The sequence below is a fragment of the Salinicoccus luteus DSM 17002 genome, from assembly GCF_000712035.1.
Taxonomy (GTDB): domain Bacteria; phylum Bacillota; class Bacilli; order Staphylococcales; family Salinicoccaceae; genus Salinicoccus; species Salinicoccus luteus.
The window spans coordinates 70,582-87,555 of record NZ_JONV01000006.1; the positions used below are offsets into that span (position 1 = coordinate 70,582).

A 16,974-nucleotide genomic window follows, 5' to 3' on the forward strand; every position below is an offset into this window, starting at 1 on the left:
ATAGATTTTTATGAAAATATCCGTTTTTGACCGTAAACAGATATTATTTTGATATAATGAACAAAGTCTTAGGCAAGACGACAGAAATTACAATATGGAAGGGAATTGAGAAGGAGCTATGAATACGGAAATTTTCACTAATCCAATCGTCATTGCACTGCTGGTGCTGCTGCTGGCCATTGCCATCGCTTTCCTGGTCTATTATCTCAAACATAGGAACAGGGTCAATGCGCTCAAGGACGAATACGGCAAAGAGAAGGAAAGCCTGGTAGAGAAGTATGAATCCGACAATGAAGAGCAGCGCCTGGAATATAAGAAGGAAGTATCATCACTGAACGAGAAATATCATAATGATACAACCCTGCTCAACAACAAACTTTCAAGCCTGCGCCAGTTTACAGTGGACAAGGGTGAATATCTGACCGATCTCTCGCTGATCCAGTTGAAAGAGCGTCTTGTACGTGATGAAAAGATCAGGGAAACGGACATGTATATACTATCCAATGTCTATCTGCCTTCGAGAAACTATACAAATACACGCAAAATCGACCATCTGGTGCTCACACGCACAGGTATATACCTGATTGATTCCAAGTACTGGAAGGGTCATATACTGCACGGGGTGGATGAAAGCAATTTTGAAGAGCTGCCGTATATCGAATCCTTCTTCGATCTGCTGGATCTGGACAAATCCAAGGAACAGACCCTGATCTTCGAAAAGTCGGATGATAAGAATGTATCAGTCAACTACTACAATGACACGATAGAGGAGACGAAGATATCGGCCGAGAAGCTGAAGAACGTCTTCAAGCTCCAATATGATGTCGTGCCGATGCTCTACTTCAACCCGCAGGACAATGGAAACTACTCCATCAGCAACTACTCTACGGACCCATCCATAAAAGTCCTCGTCGGAGAAGAGGAACTGGAGAACTTCTTCCTGAAATACGTCTTCCATGGCAGATTCCAGTATACAGTGAAGGACCTGGATGAAATCGCAGAAGCAATCTTCCAATTGAACCCATAATCGTATCCTTTGTCTTGGGTATGAAAAAGTCCTATAATTTTTTTATAGGGCTTTTATTTATTCCAAAGGAGGCGTAGCAATGTCTGAAGAAATAATCGTATTGAACCCGGCTACCGGGGAAGAGGTTGACAGGGTCAAAAAGGAAAGCAGAGCGGACATTGAACAGAAGATCGACAAGGCACACGAGATGTTCAAGCAGTTCAGGAAGAAAAATGCGCATGATCGCAGTGCACTGATGGTCAGATGGGCTGAGCTCATAAGGGAAAATAAGGACGAAATTGCAGAGCTGATCACTAAAGAGAATGGCAAGCCGCTCAAGGAAGCAGCCGGTGAAGTGGAATATGCATGCAGCTACATCGACTACTATGCCGAAGAGGGAAAAAGGGTATACGGCCGGACGATACCACAGCATGAAGATGATGTGCGCCTGGTCGTGACCAAACAGCCGATCGGGGTGGTTGCTGCGATTACACCGTGGAACTTCCCGGTGGCGATGATGGCAAGGAAAGCAGCGCCGGCAGTGGCTGCGGGTTGTACTTTCCTCGTAAAACCAGCGAGTGAAACACCGCTGTCTGCAATCAGGTTCCTAGACCTCGCCCTGGAGGCCGGATTCGAGGAGGGCGTCATCCAGTACGTTACGGCTTCCGGCAAGGATGTCGGAGAAGTATTCTCACAATCCGAAAAGATCATGAAACTGACCTTCACGGGCTCCACTGCCGTCGGCAAGACGCTGATGGAAGGGGCTGCATCCACGGTCAAGAACATCACGATGGAGCTTGGCGGCCATGCACCGCTTGTAGTGCATAAGGATGCGGATTTGGATACCGCTGTGGAACATGCGGTAGCGACGAAATTCAGAAACTCCGGCCAGACATGCGTATGTGCCAACAGATTCTATGTACATGAAGATGTTGCAGAAGCATTCAGCCAGAAATTTGCCGAGCGGGTGAAGAAGCTTAAGGTCGGAAATGGCCTCGATGAAGGTGTCGAAGTGGGACCAATGATCAATGAGGATGGATATGACAAGGTTATGCAGCACATCAGTGATGCAAAGGATAAAGGCGGACAGATCACTGCCGGGGGTGAAGGCAGCAAGGACGCCGGATACTTCATCGAACCGACGGTCATTACGGGTGCTACAGACGACATGCTGATCATGAATGAAGAGACATTCGGCCCAGTCGCCCCGATTCAGACATTCTCCACCCTGGATGAGGCAATAGAGAAGGCCAACGACACGGAATACGGTCTTGCGGCATACTTCTTCACCGAAAGTTACCGGGATGGCATCAAGCTGCAGGAAGGCCTTGATTTCGGCGTGATAGGCTGGAACAACGGCAAGCCGAGTGCGGCACACATTCCATTCGGCGGTTTGAAAGAGAGCGGCATCGGACGCGAAGGTGGACCGGAAGGCATCGAACCGTATCTGGAAACAAAAATCACTTCAATGAGGATATAGATTATAGAAATGGCCTGCATCCACTGGATGCAGGCCATTTCTATGGAATCAGAAAGAGACGCCGATCAGAAGTCCAAGCGCCAGGGCGACGAGGCAGAAGAACATCATGGTGAAGGTGTATCTGACGAGTGCCTTGAATGCCTTCGTCTCGAACAGCCGAAGCTGATCGAGGGTGAAAGCGGAATAGGTGGTCAATCCGCCAAGAAAGCCGAATATCACCATGAAATAGATCAGGCTTCCCTGTGCAACGAGCGGAATGCTCAGCCCCATCATGAATGCACCGAGAACGTTGACGGTGAAAGTGCCGTATGGCAGGCTGAAGCGGTCGAACAGTTTCAAAGAAATGATATAGGCCCTTATGACAGCACCGAGCGCGGCACTGAGGGCAAGGAGAATCAGCTCGATCATCGTCCCATACCACCTGCCTTCCAGCCCATGAGGGCAAGGCAGAAGCCGCCGACCATGTTCACTCCAAGATAGATGAGAAAAATGAAGTATTCCCCGTAGGAGAGAAGGAGGTACTGCTCATATGTCAGCATGGAGAATGTAGTGAAGCTTCCCAAAAGGCCGGTGATGAGAAAGTCACGCATATGGCCCTCCCTGTCATGGAATTTTCTGAGCAGGACACCGGCGACGAAGGCACCGCTCATGTTCACAATCAGCGTGCCCATAAAGAAGGGTGATGTGCCGGATACCGTCGCAAAGGAGATGAAAAATCTCAGGAGTGCACCGATCATGGCACCCAATGATATGAATAGGTATCTTTTCAATATATATCCTCCCTCGATAGTTGGATAGTTGGTAATTAGGGTGAAGTGCAGAACACGGATAATGCCTATATAATATTAACACAAGAAAAGTTCAGAAGAGAGTGTGGACGGATGAAGAAAGGGCAGAATACATCAATCATCGATGGTGGATTTTCTTCGGGACCTCAGTATTGAATTACATAATCTGTAATGCAGGTTTTAATGAAAATATGGAAGTAGACATGCAGAGTACTGTGGCAATGAGGGGAAGCGGGTGGCCCATCAGGTGGACAGCAGCCATAGGCTGATGGATGCACCGACAGGGGAGATGGCTTCGGATAAATGAAAAAAGCGCAACTCTAAAAGTTGCGCTTTTAATATTGGTACATCTATTTCCTTTTAAAGATTTTCAGGGCGGCGAACCCGATGGCCACGGCACCTGCTGCTGCAGAGGCAGTCTTGAACGTGTGGTCTTTGCTGAGTGATTTGACCACCAGGTTGATGTTCTGCGGGCGCTCTGCAAGTCTCCTCATGAAGTAGGCGTACCAGTCGGTGCCGAACGGAATGTAGACACATACGTTATAGCCCCTCTCCACGAGCTCCCTCTGGAGCTCTTTGCGGAAGCCGAAAAGCATCTGGAATTCGAATCGGTCGTTCGGTATATCGTTCTCCTTGATGAAATCTATCATATTTTCGATGATATTGTGATCATGGGTAGCGATGGAAGTGAAACCTTCCCCCTTGGTCAGGTGGAGCCTGATCAGAAGCTCCAATGCCTTGTCAATGTCCTCCTTGGACTGCAGGGCAACCTGCGGCGACTCCTTGTAGGCACCTTTAACAAAACGGATCCTGTTGTCCTTATATTTGTAGACATCGTCCTTTGCACTGTATAGATAGGACTGCAGTACAGTGCCAATGTTGTCATACTCCTCCATAAGCTGGTCGACGATACGGATGGTATCGTCATAGGCAGCATGGTTCTCCATGTCGATGTTGACGAACATATCATTCGCTTTTGCAGCATCCATGATTTCCCTGACATTGTCCAGGCAGAAGTCATAGTCGATGTTGAGGCCAATCTGCGACAGTTTGACCGATGCAGAAGCATCCACGCCTTCCTCGCCGATGGCCTGTATCATTTTCAGGATGAGGTCCTTTTCCTTTGTCGCATCCGTTTTATTGGTGACGAATTCACCAAGGTTGTCAAAGCTGACACTCATCCCTTGGGAATTGATATCCTTGATACGCTCAATCGTCTCATCTACTGTGATGCCGCCTACAACTTTGTTGGCCCCGAACTTCAGACCCATTTTCTTGCTTGCCTCGTTCATTACCTTGTTTTCTGATAGTGCGATGAATACATCTCTTAATAATGGCATAATTTACCTCCCGAGTCTTCGTAACAGTTTATATTCTACCCTTAATTGAAATTTTTAGACATCAAAAATATGTCAAAATTATATTTTATTTGTAGTGGGGGATATGATTGACATATGTTTCGTTGATCCGCTTCATCTCTTCCAGATCTTCATCAGTCAGATCCCTCACAACCCTGGCCGGTCGTCCGAATGCCAGTGTATTGGGTGGGATTTCGGTCCCTGGCGTCACAAGGCTGCCTGCCCCGATGAAGGCATTCTCTCCGATGACTGCACCATCAAGTACTGTAGAATCCATGCCGATCAATGCATTTTTTCTGATGGTGCAGCTATGGAGCGTCACCTTGTGTCCGACAGTCACATTGTCTTCTATGACAAGGGGCATGTCCGGCGTTTCATGCAGGATGGAGAGGTCCTGTATATTCGTACGGCTGCCGATCCGGATCGGTGCAATATCCCCCCGCAGGACAGTCCCGAACCATACGGACGACTGGCCCCCGATTTCCACGTCTCCTATCACTGTAGCATTCGGAGCAATAAAAGCGCTTTCATTAATTTTTGGAGTATCTCCTTTGTAATCGAGTATCATTTCTCATGTCCTTTCTTCTATTGGATTGTTATAATAAGTTTATCATATAAGAATGAATTACAGTATGTTAGGAGCATTGCAATGTGGAAATGGGAAACCGACAAGCAGGCCAAGGGTGTAATTGTTGTCATACATGACATGATGGAGCATCATGAATACTACGCACAGGTGATATCACAGCTGAGGAATTCAGGCTATCATGTCATAACCGGAGACCTGCCGGGCCATGGCCAGACCACACGCATGAACAAGGGGCATATCAACGATTTCACACAATATCTGGACCGCGTTCATGAATGGCATGAAGTAGCGCGGGCATACCGGCTGCCGACCTTTATGCTTGGCCAGGGGCTCGGCGGGCTGATTGCAATCGAAGCCATCCGACAGAACCTCATCATCGCAGATGGCCTGATTCTCCTCAATCCACTGCTGGCATTCAAGCAGTCCTTCATAAACAGGAAGAACACAATACGGACAAGTGTCAGGACATCAAGTGATACGACGCGTTTTGACCCGGGCATCCATTTCAGCTATTTCACCGAAGACAGGAAGTTTCTGAGCCAGTATGAAAATGACGAACTGCTGGTCAGGAAGGTGAGCTACCACTGGTACCGGACGGTGATCAATCAGATGAAATCCACGACGGAGTTTATGGATGACTTCCCTGATGTGCCAGTGTCGGCGATGCTCAGCCGGGAGAATGACATCATCGAACCCTATCTCACCGCCAAATACATTAAACGTATGAATACGAGGGAGCTGTCCATCCATATGTTGAATGGCATCGAACACAGCATCTTCCAGAGGGGGGACACTTCCGTTCCCTATTATCATATGGAACGTTTCCTAAGCGCCCAGCTGTTTCGGATCGGTCTCATCAAATAGAAAGACACGCCTGGGGTCAGGCGTGTCTGTTTTTTTCTATGCACAATAGGAACGGGGCGTCGTTCTTCTGATTGATGAACTGGTACTTGAGTATCTGTGCTTCCTTTTGGGGCCACTGGGAAAGCTGTTCCATAAGCACATCCCTTTCAGTCTTGCCGCCTGGATGGCCATGGTAGACGACGATGATGATGCGGCCGCCATCTGCGAGCCGGTCGAAAAGCTTCTGGATGGCAAGCATGGTGGAGGCGGGGGTTGTCGTAATCGATTTGTCGCCTCTCGGAAGATATCCGAGGTTGAACATGGCGGCCTTCAGGGGGCGGCTGTCGACATAACGGTCGACATGCTCATGTGAATCCAGGATGAACTCTATATTCTTATGGCTGCCGCACAGCGACCGGGCGTTCTCGATCGCCTCGGCCTGGATGTCGAAGCTGTACACTTTGCCGGCCGCGCCCACGAGTTCCGAAAGGAACTTCGTGTCATGGCCGTTGCCGCATGTGGCATCCACAACAGCGTCTCCCGCCTGTATGATATCCTGTGCAAGGGTTTTTGCCTGGGGCAGTACACGTCTAAGCATTGATCTTCTCCTTGTAGCTGATTCCCTGATGGGTGTCCCTTCTTTTCAGTTCCTCATCGATGCTGTTGAGTACATTCCATTTGTCCGTGCTCCACATCGGCCCGATGAGTTGGTCGATGGGGCCATCGCCTGTAATGCGGTGGACGATCATTTCCTCGGGCAGGATTTCGAGCTGATCGCAAACGAGGTTTACATAGTCCTCCTGGTTCAGGAAGGAAACAAGCCCCTTTTCATACTGTTTGACCATGGGTGTGCCCTTCAGGAGGTGGAGCAGATGGATCTTGATGCCCTGTACATCCATGGCTGCTACGGCTTCGGCTGTTTCCATCATCATGCTGCGGTCCTCCTGGGGAAGGCCGTTGATGATATGGCTGCAGACATTGATGCCATGCCTTCTGAGCTTCTGTACACCTTCAAGGTAGCAGTCCAGGTCATGGGCACGGTTGATCAGCTTCGAGGTGCTGTCATGGACGGTCTGGAGTCCGAGTTCGACCCAAAGGTAGGTACGGGTGTTCAGTTCGGCCAGGTATTCCACGACGTCATCCGGCAGGCAGTCCGGGCGCGTGCCGATGGAGAGGCCGACGACACCCTCTATGTCGAGTGCCGCTTCGAATTTTTCCTGCAGTACTTCAAGGGGGGCATGTGTATTGGTGAAGGATTGGAAATAGGCGATGTACCTGCCGTTCTTCCACTTCCTATCCTGCATCCTGGACCTGATCTTTTCAAACTGTACGGGGATTGGGTCGACGCGGTCACCGGCAAAATCGCCGCTGCCCGCAACCGAACAGAATGTGCATCCGCCATAAGCGACGGTGCCGTCCCTGTTGGGGCAGTCGAACCCGGCATCCAGTGCCACTTTGAAAATCTTTTCATTGAATTTGTTCTTAAGATGATAGTTGAGGGTATGGTACCGCTTATCATCAAAACTGTATTTGAAATCCGTCATATTCTTCACCTCTTGTTCATATTTGGCATTGTACCATACCGGAGCGGGGGAATCGCATGTCGATTTGATGGACGATGCGGTTTTGTGAGGTTTTCTGCCGGGTGCTGTTTGATGTATGATGGAGGTATGAAAAAGAAGTTCAGGGGAGGCAGGGGATAATATGATTAAAGTGGACCGGTTGGGCAAGAGATACGGGACACACGACGCAGTGAAGAACCTTGATTTCTCGGTGGGGGAAGGGGAATTGTTCGCCTTCATCGGACCGAACGGCTCGGGGAAGTCCACGACTATACAGATGATTACAGGGCTGCTCAAGGCCACATCAGGGTCGGTTGAGCTGTTCGGGGAGGAGATGGGGATGGACAGGGTCCACCTGAAAAAGCGGATCAGCTTCGTCCCTGACACGCCGGACCTCATCGGCAAGCTCACCGGGAGGGAATACCTCAACTTCATCTCCAGTGCCTACCGGATGGATGAGACGGATTTCAGGGAAGAGCAGCAGAAGCTCGTGGACCTGTTCGATCTCGAGGGGAAGCTCGACACGCTGGTTGAGGAATATTCCCATGGCATGAGACAGAAGGTGGCGCTCATCGGTGCCCTGGTGCACCGCCCGGATATTCTGTTTCTCGATGAACCGACGGTGGGGCTCGATCCCAAAAGCAACAGGAACCTGAAAAATTATTTGCGGGATTACATCAAGCAGGGGAAGACGGTCTTCCTGACCACGCACAACCTTGCGCTTGCTGAAGAGATCGCGACGGATATCCTGATCATATATAATGGAGAGAATCTGGCGCACGGCTCCCTGGGGGAGCTGAGGAGCCGCATTGAAGAACCGGATGCGACGCTTGAGGACATCTTCCTGAAATTGACCGGGGGAAGCTGATTATGGTCCGCCTGATACTAAAGACAGAGCTGCGGTCCCTCTTCAACTACTGGAAGTCGCTCGGGGAGACGAAGATGGTGCTCTACATCATTCTCGGACTCCTTCTGCTGCTTTTTCCACTGCCAATGCTTGTTTCAGTGATATTTTCGCTGACCCTCTCCTTTAACGAAAGTGTGCTGGATGGCTATATACTGCTGCTCTCGATCACCAGTGCTGCCGTCCTGACCCTGCTGTCGCTGCATTTCATCATCAAGGATATGATTCTGGACAGAAGTGTGCAGCTGTATCTGTCATTTCCCATATCAGCTGCTGAACTGTTTTTTGCCAAATTCATCAAGCATGTACTCATTTATGCCGCATCCATCCTCCTGCCTTTGGGGGCGGTGCTCGGCACCGCACTTTCCATGCGGTTCGGGCAATGGATGCTGCTGGCTGACAGCCTGGTCTATTTTTCCGTACTCAGTATCTTCATTGTATCCTTGGCATATGCGTTCATCTTTCTGACGGCCAATATTCTTCCCATCAGGAAGATCAGCGAAATACTTTCTTTTCTTGGGGCGATTTCCTTCATCCTGGTGTATCTTGTCCTGTTCCTCATCGGGGATGCCTTCACCGGCATGACGGCACGCCTGTCCGATATGCCCGTTTCATTCAGCGGGTTTCTGTATGACTATGAAGTGCTCTCCGGCAGCCTCGCTGTCCTGTTACTCATTGCAGCTGCCGTGCTCGCCTTCAAGGCAGCCGAACTGATATCGGTACGTGCACTCTCCCGTGGGTGGGAAGCAGGCGGCCGGACGGTCAGAAAGCACAGGACAGCGGATGGCCGTGTGCGCCATCCCATCGGCTCACTCATGGAGAAGGACTTGAGGCTCACGACCCGGAACTTCAAGGAGATTGCCGCATTGCTGCCGTATTACCTGATGCCGCTGCTCTTCATCTACTTTTCCACATCGGTGGATGCCGGATCGGCGCCGGAGGCGATCGGGGCAAGCCAGCTTCTTGTTACGGCGATAGGGGGCACGCTCGTCATCTCCCTCTTCATCGGAGCGTACAATACTGCCCGGGATGCGGAGCATTTTGCGATGCTGAAGGCATTGCCGCTCTCCGGCAGGCATATTGCCGGGGCAAAGTATGGCTTCACCCTCCTCACGACAGTCCCCGTTGTAATGGCGGCCTTTGCTGTCGTCTGGCTTTTTTCATCCGCAGGCATCGGGGTCCTGCTCCAGCTGCTGGTCTTCATCACCCTTGTTTCGATGGCCGCTGTGCCTGTCGGCATGTACATCGGCAGTGCCAATCCGGTCGTCAGCAGCAAGAATCCGGTGAAAAGGCTGGATACTGCAAGCAATATCGTGATCACCGTCGCGATCTTCGCTGCCCTTGTGCTCACGGCCATCATCCTGGGCGTGCTCGGCGACGATGGTGCATCACCCGTCCAGCTGCTTACAGCAGGGGGCGTACTGCTTGTGCTGGCACTCTCATCACTGTGGATGCTCAGGAAAGTCGGAGCACGCTATGATCAAGGATTCAAAATCACCTATAAGGACTGATTAATATGAAGGAAACCTATTTTATGGAGACGCCGATCGGCTGGCTCAAGATCGTTTCTGAAGCAGACACCATCATCGCACTGGATTATGCTGATGAAGCGGATGTTGTGGAAGGGGAGGATGGCCGCAATGATCTGGAGGGGGCTTCCGGAGTCATCCGCCAGTGCGTTCGGGAACTTGAGGAATACTTCGCCGGCAGCCGCACGACTTTCGAGGTGCCGGTCAGCTTCGGGCACAAAGGAACGGAATTCCAGCAGAAGGTATGGCGCAGACTCAGAGAGATTCCGTACGGGGAGACGCTCAGCTATAAGGCGCTCGCTGCCGACTGCGGCGGGCCGAACCACTCGCGTGCTGTGGCGAATGCGAATGGCAGGAATCCGATTTCCATCATCGTGCCCTGCCACCGGGTGATCGCTTCAGACGGCACGCTCGGCGGCTATACCGGCGGTGTAGGGAAGAAACGCCGGCTGCTTGAGCGCGAAGGGCTCGATATCCGGCCGAAATAAATATACAGCTTGCTTATTGCCTGAATATATTCTATATTTATAAGTGTTGGAAATAGTAGTATGCGACTCCATTCCAAGAGAGCTGGTGGGTGCTGTGAACCAGTAGTGGATCCATATGAACTCATCCGGACTGAACTGAATCCCATCGAACGAAGTTGCACTTAACAGTGAATGCGGGTGGTACCGCGGTCGTATACATATATGATCGTCCCATGCTTATACAGGCATGGGATTATTTATATTCAAGGAGGATTTTTATGGCGTTCAATCATATGGACATCGAAAGAAAATGGCAATCCCACTGGGAAAATGAAAAGGTATTCAAGACGGAGGACGAACTCGGCAAGAAGAAATTCTATGCACTGGACATGTTCCCTTATCCTTCAGGTGCGGGGCTCCATGTCGGACACCCGGAAGGCTACACGGCCACGGATATCATCTCACGCATGAAGAGGATGCAGGGCTACAATGTACTGCACCCGATGGGCTGGGATGCATTCGGTCTGCCGGCCGAGCAGTATGCCATCGATACCGGCAATGACATCAAAGCATTCAATGAAAAGAACATCGACAATTTCCGCCGCCAGATCAAGGAGCTCGGATTCAGCTATGACTGGGACCGTGAAATCAATACGACCGACCCGGACTACTACAAGTGGACGCAGTGGATCTTCATCCAGCTGTACAATAAGGGCCTCGCATATATTGATGAAGTGCCGGTGAACTGGTGTGAAGCACTCGGTACGGTGCTGGCCAATGAGGAGGTCATCGACGGGCTCTCCGAGCGTGGCGGACACCCGGTCGTCAGAAAACCAATGAAGCAGTGGATGCTCAGAATCACTGAATATGCGGACCGCCTGCTTGAGGATCTGGATGACCTCGACTGGCCCGAATCTCTGAAGGATATGCAGAGGAACTGGATCGGCAAGTCTGAAGGTGCGAACATCCGCTTTGAAATAGAAGGCACAGGGGAATCGTTCACGGCATTCACGACCCGTCCCGATACGATCCACGGTGCGACCTATGCGGTGCTGTCTCCGGAGCATGAACTGATTGATGTCATCACGACGGATGACCACCGTTCTGAAATCAAAGCCTATCAGGAAAAGGCAGCCAGAAAGAGTGAGCTTGAGCGTACCGACCTGGCCAAGGAGAAGACGGGTGTATTCACAGGTGCCTATGCCGTCAATCCATTGTCGGGTGAAAAAATGCCGATATGGATAGCGGACTATGTCCTGGCTTCCTACGGTACAGGAGCAATCATGGCAGTGCCGGCACACGACGAGCGGGACTATGAATTTGCTCGGGAATACGACCTGCCGATCAAGGAAGTGGTTGCAGGCGGAGACATTTCAAAAGAGGCCTATACGGGTGACGGAGAGCATGTCAATTCCGGAGAACTGGATGGCCTCGGCAAGGAGGCGGCAATCGAGAAGTCGATCCGCATTCTGGAAGAGAAGGGCGCAGGGGAGCAGAAGACGACATACAAGCTGCGTGACTGGCTGTTCTCCCGCCAGCGCTACTGGGGAGAGCCGATTCCGGTCATCCACTGGGAAGATGGCACGATGAGTGCCGTGGAGGAATCGGAACTGCCGCTGATGCTGCCTGAAATGGATCAGATCAAGCCTTCCGGCACTGGCGAATCCCCACTCGCCAACAACGAGGACTGGATAACGGTCGTCAGGGAGGATGGCGTGAAGGGCCGCAGGGAGACCAACACGATGCCGCAATGGGCAGGAAGCTGCTGGTATTATCTGAGGTTCATCGACCCGCACAATACGGAAGCCCTTGCCTCAAAAGAGAAGATTGAACACTGGATGCCGGTGGATCTCTACATTGGCGGAGCGGAACATGCGGTACTCCACCTGCTCTATGCAAGATTCTGGCACAAGGTGCTCTATGATATCGGCGTGGTCCACACGAAGGAGCCTTTCCAGAAACTCTTCAACCAGGGCATGATTCTTGGGGAAGGCAATGAAAAGATGAGCAAGTCCAAAGGCAATGTCATCAATCCGGATGATATCGTCCGTTCCCATGGGGCAGATACGCTGCGCCTATATGAGATGTTCATGGGGCCGCTCGAGGCATCGGTCGCATGGAACGACAATGGACTTGATGGTGCGCGCCGTTTCCTCGACCGCGTATGGAGACTCCTCGTTGATGAGGAAGGACAGTTGAGAGGAAATGTGGTTGCACGGGAGACGCCGGATCTTGATAAGGTATACCATGAAACCGTCAAAAAGGTGACTGAGGACTTCGAATCACTGAACTTCAATACGGCCATTTCCCAGCTTATGGTGTTCATCAATGAATGCTATAAGCAGGAGGAACTCGGCAGGGCCCATATCGAAGGATTCGTCAAACTCCTCGCCCCTGTGGCGCCCCATGTCGCAGAAGAACTGTGGGAGAAGCTGGGGCATGCGGACACGATCGCCTATGAAGCGTGGCCGCAGTTCGATGAATCCAAGCTGGTCGAGAATGAAATTGAAATCGTCATCCAGGTCAACGGCAAGGTGAAGGAAAAGATGAACGTGCCGACAGAAGCGACAAAGGAAGATCTTGAGCGCATTGCCATTGAATCCGACAGGGTTCAGGAAGCAATCCGGGAGAAGACGGTCAGGAAAGTCATCGTTGTACCGAATAAACTTGTAAATATCGTAGCAAACTAGAAGAACACCTCCCGCGGGCCGGCCATCAGCCTGACGGGAGGTGTTCTTTGTCATATGCTACAGGGTGGTGCTGTGTCCTGCCACATAGCCGGTGACCAGGGCGCTCGTGATGTTGTAGCCGCCCGTGTACCCGTGGATATCAAGCACTTCCCCGGCAAAATAGAGGCCTGCCACCTTGCGGCTCTCCATCGTCTGAGGCGTGATTTCTGCAAGTTTCACACCGCCGCCGGTGACGAACGCCTTTTCAATCGATTGGGTGCCGTCAACACGGAATTCGAAAGCTTTGAGGAACTGGACGATCTTTTCGATATTCTCCTTGGATACATGATGACCGCTTGTTGCACCGTCAATGTCGAGGAAGTCCAGCATGAAGAGGACGAGGCGTTCCTGAAGGAATGTCTTCATCGTATTTTTCAGGGAACGGTCCCGGTTGGCGGCAATAATTTCCTCCATCATCGCCCTGAGGGCGCCTGCGCTTTTTTCCGGAAAGAAATCAAGGGACATGAGGATGGTTCCGCTTTTCTGCTTCTGCTTTTCCTTATGGACGAATTGGCTGCAGCGTAGGGCTGCCGGACCGCTGATGCCAAAATGGGTGAAGATCATGTCCATCTGGTGGGTCACCCTCGGTTTCCTGTTCTTCTTCAGGACGGAAAGGGCGACATCAGACAGGCTCAGGCCCTTGAGGCGGCCTTCCCTGATGAAGGGTTCGGGTGAAGTGATGGGCACTTCGGTCGGGAACAGCTCCGTAATCGTATGGCCGGCGGATTCGGCAAAACGGTGGCCGTCGCCTGTCGAGCCGGTCTGGGGGACACTCCGGCCGCCTGTGGTGATGATGATGCTGTCCGAATGGATTATGGTACCATCCGCCAGCTCTACGCCCATTGCGTGGCCTTCCTCGACCAGTACCTGCCTGACGATCGTCTCTGTCCTGATTTCAACACTGTTCTTCTCGAGTGCGTCCAGGAATACTTGGAGGATGTCCTGCGCCCGGTCCGTGATCGGAAACATTCGGCCATGGTCCTCCTCCTTGAGGGAGACGCCGCGGGACTCGACAAACCGGATGATGCTTTCATTGTCAAAAGTGCTGAAGGGACCGTAGAGGAATTTGCCATTGCCCGGAATATGCCGGATGATCTCCTCATAGGGGAGCCTGTTGGTGACATTGCACCGGCCACCGCCTGAAATCAGCAGCTTCTTTCCAAGGGCTTTGTTCTTTTCTATGAGCAATACGCGATTGCCGTTCTCGGAGGCGGCATAGGCGGCCATGAGCCCGCTTACACCACCGCCGACTACTATCGTTTGATACATGGGCTGTTCTCCTTTTTGTTTAAAACTGGTATTCTTTCGATTATAATGGATATTATTCTTAAAGTAAGAGGGTTATAAAATGTCTGATTCAAATAATCTGGTGCGGGGCACATTCCTGTTGACCATGGCAACATTCATCACGAAGTTATTGGGAATGCTCTACCTCATTCCATTTTACAGCATAATGGGCGGGGAGGAAAACCTTGCCCTGTATGGATACGCCTATACACCGTACACCATCATGCTCTCGCTTGCGGCAGCGGGTGTGCCGGGGGCCGTATCCAAATATGTATCGAAGTACAATGCGCTTGGCGCGTACGCGACCAGCCAGAAGCTCTACCGTTCGAGTCTGCTCGTCATGCTGGGCTCCGGAGTCATCGCTTTTCTCATTCTCTTCATGGCTGCACCGTTCATCGCAGAACTGCAGATGCTGGCAGCCGGGGATGGCGCCCATCGCTGGTCCACTGAGGATGTCACACGCATCATTCGGGTCGTCAGTGTGGCCGTCATCGTCGTACCGTTCATGGCGACATGGCGCGGCATCTTCCAGGGATTCGAATCGTTCGGCCCGACCAGTGTCTCTGCAGTCATCGAACAACTGATCAGGATCGCCTTTCTGCTTGGCGGCGCCTTTCTTGTCATCTATGTTCTGGGTGGTTCCGTGCAGACGGCAAATGAAATTGCAGTATTCGCTGCATTCGTCGGTGTGCTGGCCTCCATGGTGACGCTCTGGTATTTCTGGAGGAAAAGGAAGGTCCATATCGATCGCATGGTTGCGACCGATGACACCGACTACGATTTTTCCTATCGTGAGATGTATTCGGAAATCATCCGCTATGGCATCCCATTCATCATCGTGAGCATCAGCATCCCGCTGACACTGTTCATCGATCAGCTGACCCATAACAACGGGCTTGCACTCGGCGGTGTGCCTGAGCAGTACCATGATGCGTGGTTCGGCATGCTGAACCTGACGACACACAAGCTGGTCATGATCCCGACGGCCTTCGCTTCTGCATTCGCCATCACAATACTGCCATTCATCACAAAGAACTACCAGCGCGGCAAGATGGAGGATGTGCACGAGCAGATCAGGATGATGGTGCTCATGCTGCTCTTCTTCGTCATCCCGGCAGCAATCGGAATGATGATCCTATCGGCACCGCTCTATACGTCATTCTACAGCTATAATGAAATGGGGATAAAGATCCTGCTCTTCTATGCACCGGTGAGCATCGCGATTTCACTGTTTACGATCACGTGCTCAATCGTGCAGGGCATCGATAAGCAGAACCTGACGCTGTATGTGGTTCTGATCATGCTGGCGATCAAGGCGGCCATCAACATTCCGCTCATCATGCAGTTCCAGACGGTCGGTGCCGTGATGGGGACGGGCATCGCACTCAGCGCCGGCGTCCTCATCAATTTTGTGATCATCCGGAAGTATGGTAAATTCCGCTTCAGGCCGCTCCTCAGGCCACTGGCTGAAATTGTGGTCTACAGCCTGGTCATGCTGCTGGTGGTGGAGCTCATCTATTATGCCTTCATTTTCAGTGTGGATGTATCGGAAAAATTGAACTCCGTCCTCATCATGGCAGTGGCTGTACCGATCGGTGGGCTGGTGTACATGCTGCTGTCGTTCAAGACCGGGCTGGCAGATGAAATACTCGGCAGCCGGGCGGACAAAATCAGGAAGAAATTGAAGGTGCTTTAGATGAGACTGGACAAGTATTTGGCAAATGCCGGCATCGGCAGCCGCAGTGAAGTGAAGAATATGATAAAGAAGAAGCGGATCACAGTGGAAGGTGAAATCGTCACAGATCCGAAATCCAGAGTCTCCCCAGACGATGGGGTACTGCTGGACGGCGGGCCTGTAGTACTGGAAGAAGAAATCTACATCATGCTCAACAAGCCAACTGGTGTCATTTCATCGACTGAAAAAGGGCCGACGCCGACGGTGATCGACTTGATCGACCATCCACAGAAGGACCAGTTGTTCCCGGTTGGCAGACTGGATAAGGATACTACCGGCCTGCTGCTCATCACCAACGATGGGAAGCTCGCCCATGAGCTTTTGAGTCCCAGAAGCAAAATAGGCAAGACCTATGTCGCACAGCTCGAATCTGAGGTCACGGAGGATGACATTTCGCAGCTTGAGGCCGGCATTCCCCTGAAAGACTTCACAACGGCACCGGCAGCTGCGGAAAAATTGTCCTCCCACGCGGTGGAGCTGACGATTACAGAAGGCAAATTCCATCAGGTCAAAAGGATGTTCCATTATCTGGGGAATGAAGTCACTGCACTTCATCGCATCGGGTTCGGTGATCTGATGCTGGATGAACACCTCACAGCAGGGAGCCATCGAAGATTACGTGAAAATGAAATCAAGTTGATTAAAAAGGTTTAAGGGTATTCTGATGGGGTAAATATGAATCAGATATCAAAACAAA

At 51.4% G+C, this 16,974-nt stretch carries 16 protein-coding genes; 9 read left to right on the plus strand and 7 right to left on the minus strand.

What is annotated here, in order from left to right; translation table 11 throughout:
* Positions 1–118: 118 nt before the first annotated feature.
* Both BO53_RS0100525 and BO53_RS0100530 read left to right on the plus strand, forming a co-directional pair.
* Entirely contained in the window at positions 119–1,027 is a 909-nt protein-coding gene (locus tag BO53_RS0100525; protein WP_031544316.1) for a nuclease-related domain-containing protein, read from the plus strand.
* Between the two features lie 79 nt (positions 1,028–1,106).
* Positions 1,107–2,486, plus strand: a complete 1,380-nt coding sequence (locus BO53_RS0100530) for an NAD-dependent succinate-semialdehyde dehydrogenase (RefSeq protein WP_031544318.1) — start codon at positions 1,107–1,109, stop codon at positions 2,484–2,486.
* Between the two features lie 48 nt (positions 2,487–2,534).
* Here the strand turns inward: BO53_RS0100530 and BO53_RS0100535 are convergent, their stop codons facing one another.
* From BO53_RS0100535 to BO53_RS0100550, 4 genes are all read right to left on the minus strand, one after another.
* On the minus strand, positions 2,535–2,894 hold the full coding sequence (locus BO53_RS0100535) for a fluoride efflux transporter FluC (RefSeq protein WP_031544320.1): 360 nt from the start codon (positions 2,892–2,894) through the stop codon (positions 2,535–2,537).
* Entirely contained in the window at positions 2,891–3,256 is a 366-nt protein-coding gene (locus BO53_RS13515; RefSeq protein WP_051682952.1) for a fluoride efflux transporter FluC, read from the minus strand. Before BO53_RS13515 ends, BO53_RS0100535 begins: the two co-directional genes overlap by 4 nt.
* Positions 3,257–3,624: 368 nt before the next feature.
* Positions 3,625–4,614: a proline dehydrogenase family protein gene (locus tag BO53_RS0100545; protein WP_031544324.1), complete on the minus strand. Its 990-nt coding sequence runs from the start codon at positions 4,612–4,614 to the stop codon at positions 3,625–3,627.
* 85 nt (positions 4,615–4,699) lie between these two features.
* The gene (locus BO53_RS0100550; RefSeq protein WP_031544326.1) at positions 4,700–5,200 is read right to left on the minus strand and encodes a gamma carbonic anhydrase; all 501 of its coding nucleotides are present in this window, start codon (positions 5,198–5,200) and stop codon (positions 4,700–4,702) included.
* Between the two features lie 81 nt (positions 5,201–5,281).
* Here BO53_RS0100550 and BO53_RS0100555 point away from each other — a divergent pair, with 81 nt between their 5' ends.
* Positions 5,282–6,085, plus strand: a complete 804-nt coding sequence (locus BO53_RS0100555) for an alpha/beta fold hydrolase (protein ID WP_031544328.1) — start codon at positions 5,282–5,284, stop codon at positions 6,083–6,085.
* Positions 6,086–6,101: 16 nt separating this feature from the next.
* Here BO53_RS0100555 and mnmM read toward each other — a convergent pair whose 3' ends face one another.
* Together mnmM and mnmL are read right to left on the minus strand one after the other, a co-directional pair.
* Complete coding sequence (gene mnmM, locus BO53_RS0100560) at positions 6,102–6,662, minus strand: tRNA 5-(aminomethyl)-2-thiouridylate-methyltransferase MnmM (RefSeq protein WP_031544330.1); 561 nt, start codon at positions 6,660–6,662, stop codon at positions 6,102–6,104.
* Positions 6,655–7,608, minus strand: a complete 954-nt coding sequence (mnmL, locus tag BO53_RS0100565) for a tRNA modification radical SAM protein MnmL/YtqA (protein ID WP_031544332.1) — start codon at positions 7,606–7,608, stop codon at positions 6,655–6,657. The genes mnmM and mnmL overlap by 8 nt, the downstream gene beginning before the upstream one ends.
* Positions 7,609–7,768: 160 nt before the next feature.
* On the opposite strand from mnmL, the gene BO53_RS0100570 reads away from it, so the two are divergent.
* From BO53_RS0100570 to leuS, 4 genes are all read left to right on the plus strand, one after another.
* The gene (locus BO53_RS0100570) at positions 7,769–8,494 is read left to right on the plus strand and encodes an ABC transporter ATP-binding protein (RefSeq protein ID WP_031544334.1); all 726 of its coding nucleotides are present in this window, start codon (positions 7,769–7,771) and stop codon (positions 8,492–8,494) included.
* 2 nt (positions 8,495–8,496) lie between these two features.
* Positions 8,497–10,041, plus strand: coding sequence for a hypothetical protein (locus tag BO53_RS0100575; protein WP_031544336.1), 1,545 nt, complete (start codon positions 8,497–8,499; stop codon positions 10,039–10,041).
* Between the two features lie 5 nt (positions 10,042–10,046).
* Positions 10,047–10,547, plus strand: a complete 501-nt coding sequence (locus BO53_RS0100580; RefSeq protein WP_031544338.1) for a methylated-DNA--[protein]-cysteine S-methyltransferase — start codon at positions 10,047–10,049, stop codon at positions 10,545–10,547.
* A 257-nt stretch (positions 10,548–10,804) separates the two neighbouring features.
* Complete coding sequence (gene leuS, locus BO53_RS0100585; protein WP_031544340.1) at positions 10,805–13,216, plus strand: leucine--tRNA ligase; 2,412 nt, start codon at positions 10,805–10,807, stop codon at positions 13,214–13,216.
* Positions 13,217–13,273: 57 nt separating this feature from the next.
* Here the strand turns inward: leuS and BO53_RS0100590 are convergent, their stop codons facing one another.
* The gene (locus BO53_RS0100590; RefSeq protein ID WP_031544342.1) at positions 13,274–14,524 is read right to left on the minus strand and encodes a BaiN/RdsA family NAD(P)/FAD-dependent oxidoreductase; all 1,251 of its coding nucleotides are present in this window, start codon (positions 14,522–14,524) and stop codon (positions 13,274–13,276) included.
* 79 nt (positions 14,525–14,603) lie between these two features.
* Here BO53_RS0100590 and BO53_RS0100595 point away from each other — a divergent pair, with 79 nt between their 5' ends.
* Both BO53_RS0100595 and BO53_RS0100600 read left to right on the plus strand, forming a co-directional pair.
* Positions 14,604–16,238: a putative polysaccharide biosynthesis protein gene (locus BO53_RS0100595; protein ID WP_031544344.1), complete on the plus strand. Its 1,635-nt coding sequence runs from the start codon at positions 14,604–14,606 to the stop codon at positions 16,236–16,238.
* On the plus strand, positions 16,239–16,931 hold the full coding sequence (locus BO53_RS0100600; protein WP_031544346.1) for a pseudouridine synthase: 693 nt from the start codon (positions 16,239–16,241) through the stop codon (positions 16,929–16,931).
* The last annotated feature ends 43 nt before the right edge of the window (positions 16,932–16,974 follow it).